Source organism: Pseudomonas azadiae (assembly GCF_019145355.1).
GTDB classification, from domain to species: domain Bacteria; phylum Pseudomonadota; class Gammaproteobacteria; order Pseudomonadales; family Pseudomonadaceae; genus Aquipseudomonas; species Aquipseudomonas azadiae.
On the sequence record NZ_JAHSTY010000001.1, the window covers coordinates 1,706,680 to 1,721,678 of the forward strand.

General features: G+C 58.1%; 6 protein-coding genes. 4 read left to right on the forward strand and 2 right to left on the reverse strand.

The annotated features are described in order from the left end of the window. Window positions 1–16: 16 nt before the first annotated feature. The 3 genes from KVG91_RS07675 to KVG91_RS07685 all read left to right on the forward strand — a co-directional run bounded on the left by KVG91_RS07675 (window position 17) and on the right by KVG91_RS07685 (window position 5,640). Entirely contained in the window at window positions 17–2,089 is a 2,073-nt protein-coding gene (locus KVG91_RS07675) for a TerD family protein (protein ID WP_169377091.1), read from the forward strand. Between the two features lie 77 nt (window positions 2,090–2,166). Then, window positions 2,167–3,072 carry an alpha/beta hydrolase gene (locus KVG91_RS07680; protein ID WP_169377090.1) on the forward strand — a complete coding sequence of 302 codons (906 nt, stop codon included), beginning with the start codon at window positions 2,167–2,169 and terminating at the stop codon, window positions 3,070–3,072. A 261-nt stretch (window positions 3,073–3,333) separates the two neighbouring features. Continuing rightward, a complete protein-coding gene (locus KVG91_RS07685) occupies window positions 3,334–5,640 on the forward strand; it encodes an autotransporter family protein (RefSeq protein WP_169377089.1) in 2,307 nt (768 codons plus the stop codon). Between the two features lie 424 nt (window positions 5,641–6,064). Here the strand turns inward: KVG91_RS07685 and KVG91_RS07690 are convergent, their stop codons facing one another. Both KVG91_RS07690 and KVG91_RS07695 read right to left on the reverse strand, forming a co-directional pair. After that, on the reverse strand, window positions 6,065–7,954 hold the full coding sequence (locus tag KVG91_RS07690) for a UvrD-helicase domain-containing protein (RefSeq protein ID WP_169377088.1): 1,890 nt from the start codon (window positions 7,952–7,954) through the stop codon (window positions 6,065–6,067). Next, window positions 7,951–10,290, reverse strand: coding sequence for an ATP-dependent nuclease (locus tag KVG91_RS07695; protein ID WP_169377087.1), 2,340 nt, complete (start codon window positions 10,288–10,290; stop codon window positions 7,951–7,953). The genes KVG91_RS07690 and KVG91_RS07695 overlap by 4 nt, the downstream gene beginning before the upstream one ends. 235 nt (window positions 10,291–10,525) lie before the next feature. Here KVG91_RS07695 and KVG91_RS07700 point away from each other — a divergent pair, with 235 nt between their 5' ends. Next, a complete protein-coding gene (locus KVG91_RS07700; protein WP_169377086.1) occupies window positions 10,526–14,518 on the forward strand; it encodes an nSTAND3 domain-containing NTPase in 3,993 nt (1,330 codons plus the stop codon). The last annotated feature ends 481 nt before the right edge of the window (window positions 14,519–14,999 follow it).

Sequence of the window (14,999 nt, forward strand, 5' to 3'; positions counted from 1 at the left end):
AGGGAGAAAATCAAGCATGAATCAGGATCTGTTCCTGCGTCGCCGTAGCAAAGTTCACGTCCCGACGGGCACTGGTGGTGCCACGCGCGCTCAGGTTGCGTCGGCTGTCCGGGAAGTCACGGCGTTCCGATGCGTGTTGTCAGAGCCTCTGATTGAGCAAATCGGTACGTTGTCAGCGACAGGACTCAAGCACTGGCTGCGCGAAATTGTCGGAGTTCTCCGGCGGGAAACGGGCGCTCATGTACACCATCGGCCGTTCTATCCTGACTTTCCAGAGCAGGTTCTGAAGGCCTCAGAGGCAGAGTTGTATCTTAACGCCGTCATGCACTACCTGACGCTTTGGCGTTTACCACCCGCAGAACACTCTCGACCTGCATTGCTGGAAGGCAACGTCATATCCCGTGTTATCGAACCGGGAAGCGTCTTTGAGTTCGAGTCACTGCTCGCGCCGCTGGTTTCAGCGCGCACCTCGCTCTCCGAAAACGACGCTGCCGATGTCGTCTGGTTTATCCGCGAGTACAAAAGCGATGTGTTCCGTCTGCTGCCTGAGGTCGTCCCGTTCCGCGAGATCCGTGCACAGGTTGGCGGCGCACTGATCTCGCATGTAGCCGGCGATGCACGGGTGGATGCGTTCCTTGAGCGAAACGTCGAAACGGCGACTGACGTGCTACGACTCGCGGTCGCGTTGAATGAAGGAGACGTGTCACTGACGTCCACTTCGACACGTTTCACCGCGATGAAGCGATCAATACGCCGCCTGCTGTTGCGCCTGCTCGACCAAATACCCAATGCTGTAGAAGATGTGATGCGCCATGCCGAGCGATGGAAACGCCTGGCTGAGGTACTGCACCCGGGCGACTACGCCGATAAATACCCACAAGCGCTAGCGGCCATCACAGCAGCACGTCGCAACGAAGCGCCAGCCTCATTTGGGTCACGTGTCGAGACACTGTTTGCCCAGCGTCACATGGCCGCGCTTACGCCCATACTGCAGAGCCGTCCTGGCGAATTCGCAAGGCGGCTGGATGCGACCCTGCGGCGTGCGGCGCAACCCGAGCCGGTTCTCGACGCGTTCGAGGCGGTTGCGGCACAAGTGTCTTCAGCTGTCCTGCTGCAGTTGCTGACCCAACTGCGTGCTCCGCGCCCCCTGCCCCTGCGGGCCTTCACCCCGAAAGGCACACTTGCCAAAATTTATGGCATCAAGGATCGACGCGAACCGCTCGCTTGCGATGTAGTGGCGCGTGCAGCCAGAATCTGCGAGGACGCTCTCGTCACGCGCTTTGCGTCGCTACCGCCACTGGGCCGCTGCTTCATCGATCCAACACTACGCGAATACAAGGTGCCGCTGGCGCAACGTGCCTCATCGAAGTCACTACGTACGCTGGTGCGAGGCAGTCGGTTGCCTATGCCTGAGACACGCTTCATCCGCCTCTTCCTGTGGTGGAAAAACGGTGACGGACGCACAGACATCGACTTGTCCGCAGCATTTTTCGACGCCAACTTCGTGTTCAAGGAAACGGTCGCTTACTACAACCTTAAGGGTTACGGCGGCTACCACAGCGGCGACATCGTCGACGCGCCCAAAGGGGCTTCGGAGTTCATCGATCTTGACCTTGATGTGCTCGTCAAGAAAGGTATCCGCTATGTCGTCACGTCTATCAACTCATACACCGAGCAACCGTACTGCGATCTTCCAGAATGCTTCGCGGGCTGGATGGCCCGCGCCGATGTGGCGTCGGGTGAAGTATTCGAGCCGCGCTCCGTATTCGACCGTATTGATATCGCATCCGACACAGCGATCTGTCTGCCATTCGTGATGGATGTGCAGGAACGACGCATGATCTGGGCCGATTTGGGGCTCACTTCATCGGCGCGATGGAACAATGTCCAGAACAACCTCAGTGGGGTATCGTTGATGCTGCGAGCTTTGGTGCATACACCAAGGCCGGATCTGGAGACCCTGTTCGATTTACATGCTCGCGCACGGGGAGAACGCGTGGCTTCACCGCAGCAGGCACAGGCGGTGTTTGCGCCTGATCAAGGGGTAACACCGTTCGATACGGATTTGATTCGATCAGGGTTTCTTTGATAGCAGCCTTTGGCGCTCATTGAACATGGCAGTTCTTTCTTCCTTCAATGGCGATGCCTCCATTGCCTAGGTCGCATATGGCGAGCAGATACTCTCCCCGTCGAACACTGACCGGCTTCTATAAAGCCTCGATAGTGATGGTCAGCGCGCTTCTCATCGCCTGCCAATCGCCGCGCGAGGCGCTGCAACAACTGGCTGACGAACACGGCCGACAATTGGAGATACTGCCGGGGCATGCCTTCCCCCTCTTGATCCTTGCGCCGCGCACGGCAGAAAAAATGACGCGCCTGCGTGTCTATCTGGAAGGCGATGGCCATGCATGGGCGACGGCCACTCAACCCAGCCTGGATCCGAGCCCGCACAATCTGTTGGTGCCACGGCTGGCGGTCGATGATCCGACGCCGAATGCCTACCTGGCGCGGCCCTGCCAGTTCGTCATGACCGCAGCCTGTCAACCCTCCCTCTGGACCCATCGACGATTTTCCCAGGAAGTGGTCACCCGCCTCAGCCAGGCGCTGGACCAATTGAAACAGCGATATGGCAATGAAGAGTTCGAACTGGTGGGGTATTCAGGTGGCGCCGCTCTCGCCTTATTGTTAGCGGCGCAGCGCAATGATGTTACCCAGGTACAAACCCTTGCCGGCAATCTCAGCCCACGCCTGTGGGCAACGATGAAAAGATTGTCACCCCTCGACGGTTCACTGGATCCGCTGGACTATCGTGCCCGACTCGCCTTGTTACCCCAGCGTCATTTCATCACAGAAGCAGACCTGATTATTCCAGCTGGTTTGGCTCAGAGGTACCAACAGGCGCTTGGCTCGCCCCTCTCCCAATGCGTTTATGTCCCAGGTGCAAGCCATGACAAGGGCTGGGAAGCAGCATGGAGCCGATGGGTTAAAACGCCACTGGCACGTGAGAATCCTGAGATTAAGGGTGAGCAGGCCCATTTAAAAACGCCCGAATACCATCCGCCCACGCCATGAATCCGGGCGCGACCTCAAGGCCTACCCGAAAGTTCCTTTCATTGCTGAATCGCCCCTTAAAACCTCAAAAAACGCCCGTAGCGTCGCATTTTTTAGCTTTTTTTCCGGCGTTGATTGTTTTTAGGATGAATTGACCTACAGGCATCGTGTAAATTTGCACGCGCTTGAATCAGCATTCACTGACAAGCTGGCAGGGAAGCCAAAAAAGACGCTGACGCGTAGGTAGTTCCCTGTCAGTTTCTGCCCTGTAAGGATACTGCCTTGAACATTTCCCACCTGCGCCGCTCGTTGTTGGCCCTGTCCGTCGCAACTGCCACTGCCGCGATCCATGCCGCACCCGCACCCGACCTCAACTACGACCTGAGCACCGGGGCATACAACAGCTCCGGTGATGTTTTCAATAACGCCACCTTCACCGGGACGTCGCAAAACGCAGATGTAAGGCTGATGAACGTGACCCTGGCAGGCAACCTGGTCAACCAGGGCAAAATCAACGTGACGGCTGCGCATCCCACCGCCTTCCCAAGCGGTATCTCCTTGGTCCTCAATTCCAACATCGCTGGCGACTTGGTAAATAATGGGGACATTACGGTTAGCGGCAACGCCGTCGTCGGGCTGGACGTGTATCTGGCGACCATCGCGGGTGAAGTGAACAACAACGGCAACATCACTGTGACTGGCGAAAAAGCCGAAGGCATGCTGTTCACCTCGACCCAGGCGCGCGTCAATAACTCGGGCACTATCACCGCGCGTGGCATCGACTCTATGGGTATCGATATCGAGAAAGCCCGCTTTACCGGTCAGATGACAGGCGCTCCATCCAAGAGCGATATCAACAACAGCGGGACTATCTCCGCCGAAGGCATCGGTATCCGCTTTCGCAGTCTCGACACCGCCGGCGGTTCCAACAGCCTCTCCATCACGCAGACAGGCGGCCTGATCGAAGGCGGCACGGCAGCCATTTCGGTGGACGACGACAATACCTCCTCTTCGTATTTCTACTGGGAAGGTGGTCAGGTCAAAGGTGACCTGCTGGGCCTGAGTGGCGTGCTGGTGCGAGGGGACGCGATGTTCGATGGCTCGACCATCCGCGCCGGCTTCGTCGATATCGACGGCGGCCGCCTGACGCTGCTTCGTCCGCAGACGACGATTGTGGGCGACCTCGACATGGACAGCGAAACGGCGCGCCTGCGCCTGCTGCTGGACAACAACACACTGCCCAACGCGCCGATCCTGAAAGTCACCGGCAATACCTACTTCTCTGCAGGCAGCCAGATCGAACTGCAGGCTCGCTCCGACGACTTCCGCACGTCGGCCCAGGGCACTCGCTACACCCTCATCAACTCCGGCACGTGGGAAGACCCGCAGAACCTGTCCGTGGTTTCTTCCTCGGCGTTGCTTGAGGTGAAGAACTTCGGCATTGAAGGCCAGGACGTGAAAGCACTGGTTGCCACCCGCAGTGATGAGGTGATCACGCAAGACCTGCTGGGCGCACGTGGTTCACGCAACGCGGTAAACGCCATCAAGCCGTTCAAAAACACGGTCCTGGGCCAGATGGACGAAAGCGACCCGGTATTCCAGCGTTTCGCCAACGCCGCCACCAGCGAAGAGCTGGCCAAACTTGCCGAAACCCTGACCCCGGATGTCAGCCGTGGGGCGATCCACGCCGCCACCAACAGCCAGAACCTGGTCGCAAGCGCCATCAACCGCCGCGCCAGCAAAGCGCGTAGCGGTCTGTCCTCCGGTGACGTCCTGGCAGAACAAGGCGTATGGCTGCAAGCGCTGTCCAGCGATGCCAACCAGGACGGCCGCCACGGTATCGACGGCTACGACGCCAATACCAATGGCATCGCCGTGGGTGCCGACGGCAAGCTCAACACCGATACCACCGTGGGCCTGGCTTACAGCTACCTGACCAGCGACGTCAAATCCGACCTGGGCAGCAAAACCGACGTCAGCGGCCATGCACTGACCCTGTACGGCAACTGGGCCCGCGACAACTTCTTCGTCGACACTTCGCTGATGTATGGCTGGAACGACAACGAGTCCAAACGCTACATCGCCGGCACCCGTGCCAAGGGCGACTACGACAGTGAGATCTTCGGCGTTAACGCACTGGCAGGCTACACCTTCCAGCTCGACAAGCAGTGGCTGCTGGAACCACAGGTCGGTGCGCGTTATGCCAACGTCTCGATGGATTCGTACCGTGAAAAAGGCAGCTCAGCCGCCCTCAATGTCGGCAGCCAGCGCTATGAAATCGGCGAAATGGGCCTGGGCGCGCGTCTGGCGGCGGCTTTTGACGTAGGTGTGGGCAGCCTGGAACCGGAAGCCAAGCTGATGGCCTGGCACGACTTCATCGGCGACAAGGCCGGCACCACCTCCACCTTCGTGCTCGGCGGTACCCCGTTCACCACCACCGGCGCGACGCCCGCGCGCGACAGCTACGAGCTGGGCCTGGGCGCGAACTACCGCGTGGGCGCATGGACCGTGGGAGGCACGTACAACTACCTGACCAGCAGTGGTTTCGACGCCGACACCTTCAGTGCAAACGTGCGTTACGACTTCTGATACGTCTTCGCCAAAAACAACAAAACCCGCCAAGGCGGGTTTTGTTGTTTTAGGCGGATGGTAAAGCGATCTCTTACCTATAAAACAGGTTGTTGAAGACCGACCTTACTCCCACTCTATTGTTGATAGTAATATAAACTCCATATTTATCAGTACATTACAAAATAAAAAATAAACAATGCCATGATTAATACCATATTACGAACTAAAGGCGCGTCGGCGCTCTCTTTTACCGTTCAACGATTCGCCACGACTACAAGCGGACGTTGGAAGTATTGCCGGGCCTGGGGCATCTCTGCCGTTCCCTCGCGCCTTATCGAACGGCAGATCTGCCCAGCAGCGGACATTTGGCATCACCCCGAACGGAGACGCGGAACGATCACCCCTCGATAGCCTTCTGACAGGATGGTAGGCCGGTATCCGGCTAGGGCCCGTCGAGATTGATGACGTCCTGAGCGGGGAAGAGACGCGACGCGACAATGGCGGCATGAGCCTGCGCAGGATTATCCGCAAAAAACACGACACCAAGATCTTTGCCGGCTCTGGAACAGCAGACATACAGAAGGCGACGGGTGCGCATAATCGTCGTTTCCTTGCCGTCCCGAATGTTCTGCTCGTCCGTGTCGGAGAGAGGCGTTATGCCGAAATACTTCCCGTAATTGAACTGGTTATGGCGACCTTCTTCGTCATCGAGGATCGCGAGAACTCGGCTGAACTCCGTGCCCTTTACCCCCTGATGCGTCTTGAACGGCGACTGCTCCTCGATGTAGCGACGATAGCCCCATAGTTGCCGGATCGGCGTGTGAAGGAGCTTCACCAAAGCGGCATGGTCACCGCTCTCGGCCGATGGCGCCTCAGCATCGTATTCGGCCATAGCCGCAAGGAGGCGATCATCCAGCTTAAACATGCCTCCGTCCCGCAGGTGCTCGAACGCAGCGAATACAGGAGTTGCTGAAGACTCTCCGCAGATCTGCGCGAGCGCCTTCACCCGAGTGTCCATATCCTTCAAAATGCCGGGCACAGCGTTCGTCTGCATGTACTCGCGCTGCAAAAAAGGCGCATAGCGACGCAGAAGGCTCATAACCTCGAATTGATCGTTATCGACATTGGCCAGCATCAAGGGGACCAGCAGCTTCAATAAAGGGATGACGGACCAATGTGTACCGTCATCGAAACCGTCTTTGAGACCGTCAGACGTTTTGTCGTGGAAGGCTTTGTAAAGGGAGCCGAAGCCAAGACGGTTGGCTGCCATCCGGTGGGCAATCACCAAGACCTTTACGTCTGCGTCAGCTTCATCGCTAAGCCAAAGGGCATCGTTGTTGTGATGGGCCAGCCACTGTCGCGCTTCGCCAAGGCTCCGGGTACGGTCCGCCTTGGACACCACGAGCAGCTTCGCAGAGCCTTGGACCGGAACGCGTGCGCCTCCGACCTCTTTTGTTTTGCCACCGGTCTGAACAAGACCGTCATCACCCGCGCGGATCTGGTTGATCACGTCGAGAACAGCGACAGGGCAGCGAAAATTTTCAGGCTTCTCGATAGACGTCCAACCGTCGAGAGGGGCTATGACGCCCGCCCCGGACGTGTAGATTTTTTGCATCGGATCGCCAATGAACCCGAGGCAGAACTTATTGCCGAGCAAGACTGAGATCGCCTTGAGTGCCGCAACGACATCCGGATCGGTGTCCTGACTCTCATCGACAAAGATGAACGGGTACTTCTGCCCAACGACCTTGGCGATAACCGGCAGGTCGCGGATCAGCTCGGTCGAAAGTTTGATAACGTCGTCGTGCCCCAAAATGCCCTTCGGATAGTCGCTCCCGACACCGTAGGTGAAGCGCTTCACATCACCGATCGTGAGCTTTTGAGCTCGATACCGCTCTAAGTCGGCGTGTTTACGTTCGCGCGTTGGTGCCCGGGTCCTGTTCGTGAAGCCTTCAATCTCAGCTTCAGTATCGGTGATTTTCTTGTCGAGCCGACGTCCGACCCAGCATGCGATGTCGCTTTGAAACGGCTTCACGGCCGCCCAGAGGAAGCTGTGGATTGTGGACACGTGGAATAACGGGTTGTTGCCGACATCACCCCAAATCTCTCCGACCGCGACTTCTGTGTAAGTAATGCAGGCGATCTTTTTGGACTGCGCTCGCAGAGCGCGGCCTCTTGTTTTGAGAAGATGATCGAGCGCTCTGACAATCGAAGTCGTTTTTCCCGACCCTGCACCTGAGACCATCACGAACCCGGTAGACGCATCATCGTCCAGCACGCTCCTCAGTTCGATATCAGCCGGCGTATCCGGCTTTCCTGCGCGGCTGGTCATTGACCCACCTGAACGTCTTGAGGTTGGGGAGGAGCTTCGTCGGCACCGGCGACTCCAGCCGTGTCGTCCGCCTCCTCTTTTACGATTGCGACGTGCTGCGTCAGCCAGTCCAAGCCCTGCTGGATGTAAGTAGGGACGACCCACGTCGTGTCGCTGCTAGCCAACAGGCCCAAGGCGAAGTTGGTTTTCTTGAAATGCTGACCTTTGACGCGCGTATGGATTTTCGAAGCGAGATCGGCCAGCGGCATCGTTCCCGCCTTGCTCCATCTCAGCTTCAGATCGTGGTGCTCTTTCTTCTGGCACCACTCAAGGTTTTCGTAGGCGAAGGCCTCTTCGAGGGTTCGGCTCTTCAGCTCGGCCGTCTCCGCTCCCCACGTCACGGTCACAGGACACTGATACGTCACCATCACATGCGCACCCGAGCCATTGTGCGGCGCTTGCAGCTTGCTTTCAGGCGCCGCGGTCAAAAGGTCTTCAATCAATATCTTACCGGGGAGCCACTGACGCAGGGTCTGGTTTGCCGTCACAGCTCCAGCCGTTCCGGCAGGGCATTTTGAGCTTGGCTTCGGCTCATCTCCTTCAGCCGCAGCCTCATCGTCCAGATCATCGTCCTCGTCTTCTTCACCAGCGTCGTTATCGCATTGGGCAGCGGCGTTCCCGTTGGCCGCCGGAGCGGCGTCTGCAACCTTCTTAGGCTTGGGCGGGTAAACGCTGTCGAGGTCCGTCACGATCAGGGTCGGCAAACCAAGAAACTCAATCAGCTTCTGGAAACGAAAGGCGAAAGCTCCGCCAACCTCAAGAATACTGAGATAAGCCGCGTTCAGCTTCTCCGCGCCATGACCGATCATCAACGGCAGTACGAGGCGCTCGACGTTGCCCTCAACAAGTATTGCGCCGTCAGCGAAGAAGAGGTCGCAATGCGTCAGTTTCATATATCGCTGGAGGAAATCCCGGTCGTCCTTGTTGCTCTCGTAGAAAGCGGAGAGGTTGAAAACAGCGGAGCATTGCTTGGAGCCGATTTCGGCCGAACGGCGGAAATAGCGGATCGGTTTGAAGCCCCGCTCGTACAGAATGTGCGGGGAGTGCGTCGTGATCACGAACTGCGTGGCGTGACCGTCCGCCCCTGCGGGCGGGATGAGTTCGGTGAGCTTGCGAACGAAGGCCTGCTGGAGTTGCGCGTGCATGTGCGCCTCCGGCTCCTCGATAAACATCAAGTGGATTGGCTGGCGTTTGTCTTCCTCGCCCTCCTCCGTGACCGACCACACAGCGTGGAGGTCGAGGAGCTCGACGCCCATGTAGATGAGGTTTTTAAAACCCAACCCGTTGTAGCTGTCGGGGAGAGACAGGGCTTCTGCGCCACCCGTTGCCTCTTCGAGCAGGTAGTGAACCTTAGCCTGTTGATCGCCCATCAGGCGCTCCAGCCGCAGAGCGGCGCGGATCTCCAGCGAAGGGTTGGATAGGCCGGGATACCCAAGCTTACGCAGCGATTTGAACGTGTCCTTGAACACGTCCGAAAAATGCTTCGTCAGTTGATCCTCAGAGAGCGCTAAAGCGCGCAGGGCGTTATGGTCGTCCTCGCGCTTGCTCTGGTTGCGAGTGTAGAAACGGCTGAGGCGCTTGGACAAGTCTTCGGTTCGAGCTTGTGCGTTACCGTCGCTCAGGTGCCGCTGAGCGCTCAGGAAGTCCACTTTGATCAGCGAATTGATAATTGAGTGTCCCGTTCGTTCGGTGTCTCCCAGGATCTCTTTCGGCGTGTACGTCTCGCCAGCGTTGGCGGGATCGAGCGACGCTTCGTCGAGAATGAAATAGCGCAGGCCGTATTCATTCTTCAGCTCGCGCGCTAGGTAGTCGCGCATGTTGCGAGGCCAAGGCTTGTAGTCTGCACCATGCTCAGCCTTATTCTGGGCGAACTTTGCAGCCTCGGTCGCAACTTTCCGGTAGCTGGCCAGCGTTTGGGTGGCGTCCTTTACGGCAAATTCAATCCGGATACCGACGAGTGCACCTTCCCATGCGGCTCGAGGCAGGAGATCCACGACCCGGTAGAGATTGTCCGGATCGACGCTGATCCACACGTCAAGAATTATGGCTGGAAATTCGAAGGCTTGCTCAGCCGCATCTTTTGCTGGGAAATTTTCAAAAGCCGGCCAGCAACCTGCGCTGAAATCATTGACAGTGAACTTGTCCTTAGAGCCGGACAAGAACAGGTCTACAGCGTGAGTTGCAGATGTCTTTCCGCTATTGTTGGCTCCAACAAATATGGTCAGGTCGTTCGCAAACTCGACACGCGCATCATTCAATCTACGAAAATTTTTAAACACTAGAGAATGAAGATGCATATGATTTGGGTCCCTCTCAATTATCTAAAGACTTCATGTCGATTACTCAATCGCTTACGATTTACCATATTATATGAGCAATAGGGAGGGGTTCGAGGGTGAGACCGTCATTATCTCTACATCAAATGACGGGGCGAAACGTGAGATTCGGGCTGCTCGCTATAGTCGTTACGTCCGGCCACTTGTCATCCCTCTTCGCTATCTCTAAGCGCCCTTTCCAGTTTATTGTAGGCTGATGACCGAACCTATCAACCTAGCTCCAGCCCCGCCAGACAACACCGGCGCCACCGCCGCGCTCGCCGGTTATGACTTTCAGCTCGACGTCTCGATCCTGGCGGCCTTGCGGATTCTCTTTGTAACCAAATCGGCCTCGCGCATCACGCTCGAACCTGCAAATGCCGACGACATCGAGGTCGAGCTTGAGGAAGATGATCCCGGACAAATCGAAACGCAGGCGCAATTGGGCGGCGCGATCCGGCTCATCATGCAGGTCAAGTTACGCGGCGGTGATCCTTGGTCGCTCACTGCATTCGAGCGGCTGCTCAAGCATGGAAAACGGCGCACACCGGCGAAGGACCACCTGACCTATCCAGACGTCCGGTATCTGTTGGTCACAAATGCCGATGTCTCGGGTGAAGCCCGCAGTCTTCTGGTCAAGGATTTCGAGGAACGGCCCGGGCAGGAGGATTTTCCGGCCTCACTGCGCAAGATTCTGCCAGACGACCCGGAGGGGCGGGTCGCCATTTACGCCAGCCTGACGCCGAAGCTCCTTGGGTATGAAATCGAACATATCCTGACAGCCATCCTGCGGGTGCCCAAGGATCGGCAAGGACCGTGCCTCGCCGCGCTCCGCGAGGAAGCCAAGGCCCGCATGCGCGGCACCTCACCGGGAGTCTGGGCCTATAACGATCTGCTCGGCACGATACGTGGCCATGGCGGATTCCTAGCGAGCGTCGCCGAACTCGACGCATTCGTCGAGCCTACAAACTTCCCAGATATGATCCGGCAGCTCGAAAAGAAGAACGCAGTCGTGATCACCGGATCATCCGGCACGGGTAAGACGCTCACCGCACGCGCGCTGTGCGATCAGGCACGCAAGCGCAATGGCGCGCTCGATGTCGTCGTGGTCAATCCGAATAGCGATCCATCGAGCATCCGGCAGGTCGTCCAGACCGGACCGAAGCTCTTTTATGTCGAAGACCCTTGGGGCCAGAACAGCCTGCGGACTGGCTCCGAAACGTGGACAGAGCAGCTACCGCGGATGCTGCGCGATGCACATCCCGACAATCAGTTCGTCGTGACGTCCAGGAGCGATATGTTGCGCGGTGCGCAGGCCGTCGACGGGCTTGCGCCTTGGTCGATAGAGCTTGAGCCTGATCGCTATCTCAATGGCCGGCTCGCCCAAATCTATGACAAGCGGATGGACCTTCTCCCGCCTGACCTTCAGTCGAAGGCGCTCAGTTTCAGACCGAACGTCCTGGACGCGCTCGAAAAACCGCTCGAACTTGACCTATTCTTCGCCAACATCCTGGCAGGTTGCGGCGAGGGCGAGAACGACTCGGAGTGGCTGCATCGCCTAGTTGGACTCGCCCATCGGGATGCAGTCGAGGGGGTAGTCGATCGTTATCTGACCCATGCCGACAAAAACGGGCATTCCGCCGTCATCTGGGGCGTGCTGGCCGCCCGCGGGTCAATCGACCGTAGGCAACTCGTTGCGCTGATGCGCTCCATGCGGCTCGCCGCACCAGATCTCGCCAATGGCCTCGACAAGCTAATCGACATCATGATCGCCGCACGACACCTGCGTCAGCCGACCACTTCGATTGCCTTTGCTCATCCAAGCGTGCGTGCAGGTTTTGAGAAGCACCTGAAACACAACTGGTTTCGCTACGAGCCAGCCTTTGGTGCTATGTTTGAAGCGCTTACCACCCTTCCGCAACCGCATATGGATTGGGGTATGGAGACGGCCGCGCGGATGGTCGACGAAGGGTGCCGGCTTATCGCCGGTGTCGAAGGCGGCGCTTTTGCCTTCGACGTTCCTACCGATGCACAGAACCGCATCGACGGCTGGCTCGAAGCGGCATTAGTCGACCCCAATGCGGATTTTCCCAAGCTCCTCCAGCTCGCAAGCGATGCCGGGAGTGCGAGATCCAACCCATCTGAACTCGCGCGCTGGTTGCTGACCAGTGTCCAAAGAGGCGCAGCATTCTTCATCAAGGGATGGGAAGCTCCCTACTTCGGCGACGATTGGTATGATCGGATCAGCTTGGATACACGTTCCTCCCCAATCGCGGAGCGTTTCGTTCGCAACCAACTCGCCGGGGAACACGGATCCTATGGTACTGGATTCCCGGCAGCGCTCGACCGCATCGCGCCGGGACTTGAAGATGCCTATCTCTACGCCGCTCATCAACTTATAGGTACGGGCCATGGCTCGAATATCATGGCGGTTGTGACCGGTGCGATCCGCGACATTTCTGCCTTTAAGACCGTGTTCGAGGAAGCACTCGACGACCTTGTGCGCGATGCTGTCCAGCGGGCAGAAAATGCCGAGAAGTGGCGCATGATCGACGACGGCGAGTGCGACTATGCGTATGAGGAATACTGTACCTCCGACCCTCATGACGAGGGATACGCGTCTGGCGTTATCGTCGAGTGCTATATCGAAGCTGTCCGCTGCGCAGGTGATTGGAAGGTACTGGCGAGAAACAATCGCACCTCTGCGTTCGGCAACTATTGGGCGCGCGCGATCCGGGACTCTGACGATGCCGATCCGCCTGATTCCGAAGAATTAGCGGCAATGTTCTCCGCAACGCAGGCAGGCGGACACGAAGATTTGGCTTGGGAAGCTTTGAGAAATCATTGGCACCCGGATTTTCGGGAGGTTCTGAAAGGAGCGATCAGCGCCGGCATTGCGGATCCAAGGAAAAGCCATGCTGCAATGGCCTGCGCATCAGCTGTCGATCAGACACTTCTCGCCGAGGCCTTTGACAGATCGCCAACACTTGCATCACGGATCACATTCCTCTGTGACCTAATCGGCGCGCGCAATCGCTATTCGCGGAGCCAGAAAGCCGGGCTGCCGTGCCTTATAGATGCTCTGGAGCTACCCTGTCGCGAGATTGGTTGGACGTTGCTTCGCGGCGCCTCCCACGTCGCGCCACTCGGCCCACAAGCAGTGAAGACCCTCCAGCAGGCGGCGATTACTGCTGCGCCGCGCATTCTCACGGAGATCATTCCGCTCTTGATGGAAGCGGGTGAAACCCCTGCAGAGCCTATCCGTCGCTGGCTGAAGGAGACAGCGGACAAGGACCTCGCCGAGGCTGCCGCCTCCGCCGCGGTCGCTATCGAGGACGCGGAAGCGATCACGTTGGCGCTTCAGCATCCCCGGGCCACTGCGCGCGTGGTCGCGCTCGAATTCCTGGTCGCCCGGACTAATCCACCGTTCCCCGCCAATATCCTTGCATTGTCGACGGATGCAGGGCACCGGGTCCGTCGCGCCTTGGTGGTTGCTCTCACAGCGAAGCCGCATTCCGCGCATTTCCCCGTGCTGCTCCGCATGACGGGGGACACATGGTCTGACGCTGACCCCTCATATAACGAGGCTGACTCCTATCCTATCGCGCGGGCGGCGGTGGCCGCACTGGCCGCCTATGCCCCCCTGTCCGACGAAATCAGCGAACAGCTCATCAAGCTCGCGACGACGACGCCAGATCGGGCGCTCGGCCAGGAGTGCGTGCAGGTCGCGGCTCGCCACGGTTCACTCGCTACTCGGATGAAAATACGGGCGATGATCGGCGATTTTGAACGGGGATGGCTCCGGCTCGACGCACTCGACGCCTTGGTTTTTGCGGATGCGATCGAACCCGAGGTGCTGAAGCCGTTCACGGCCGAGAGGATCTTGACGCTCGGCCCAGCGCCTGCGGCGTCGGCGATTGTGCTGGTCTGCGTCCATGCACAGGTCGAAGTCGCCGTCGCGCTGTGCGAACGCATGTCGCATTCGAACGCAGATCGGTCGCTTGCTGTTCTCGGCGCCTATTTCCTCCATGATCGCGACCCCGGCGCCGCTCACAAAATCCTCGAACTGCTCGCCGAAGGACATCCGGCCCGACAACTCTTCGCTGACGATAACAAGCTCTTGCCCACATCGGTGCTGGATGGGCTTGGTGACATCAAGCGACAGCGATGGGTAAAAAAATGGTTGAGTAATCGCATTGCCAAGGCGTAACGACCCGTCCGAATGGTGGCGTCTGCTAAGAGCGGTCATTCGCTGGAAGATCAGCGAGAGTCGGACTCTGATCGACAGCCGACGCCGCGTAACCACCAGCTATTTCTACGTCTCAGCTCCGAGACGTAGGGCGTCCCCGCCGCGCAGGATCTTTCGGCATGTCTCAAACTCTAGCCGCGATGCTTTCTTCCCGCTCGCGGCTTCTTCATAGATGACTGGCACCCGGTCTGCTGAAGCCAATCGCCCTGCAAGTTCAGATGCTGGTACTCCGTGGAGACCCATGCGTAGCCGATTCGCTGTTTCGTTGACACAACCGGGACGTTGAAAACTTGACGAGAATGTTAACTCGACAATTGGAGTTCCGATGGTCTCGGATACCATTTTTTAGCGTGTTCGAAAAACCACCGTTTTGTGAACACGACTGCCTCTTTCTGGACGCCTGCCCGAGCGCCAAGGGTATCGCGGTCGCTCGGGGAGGCAG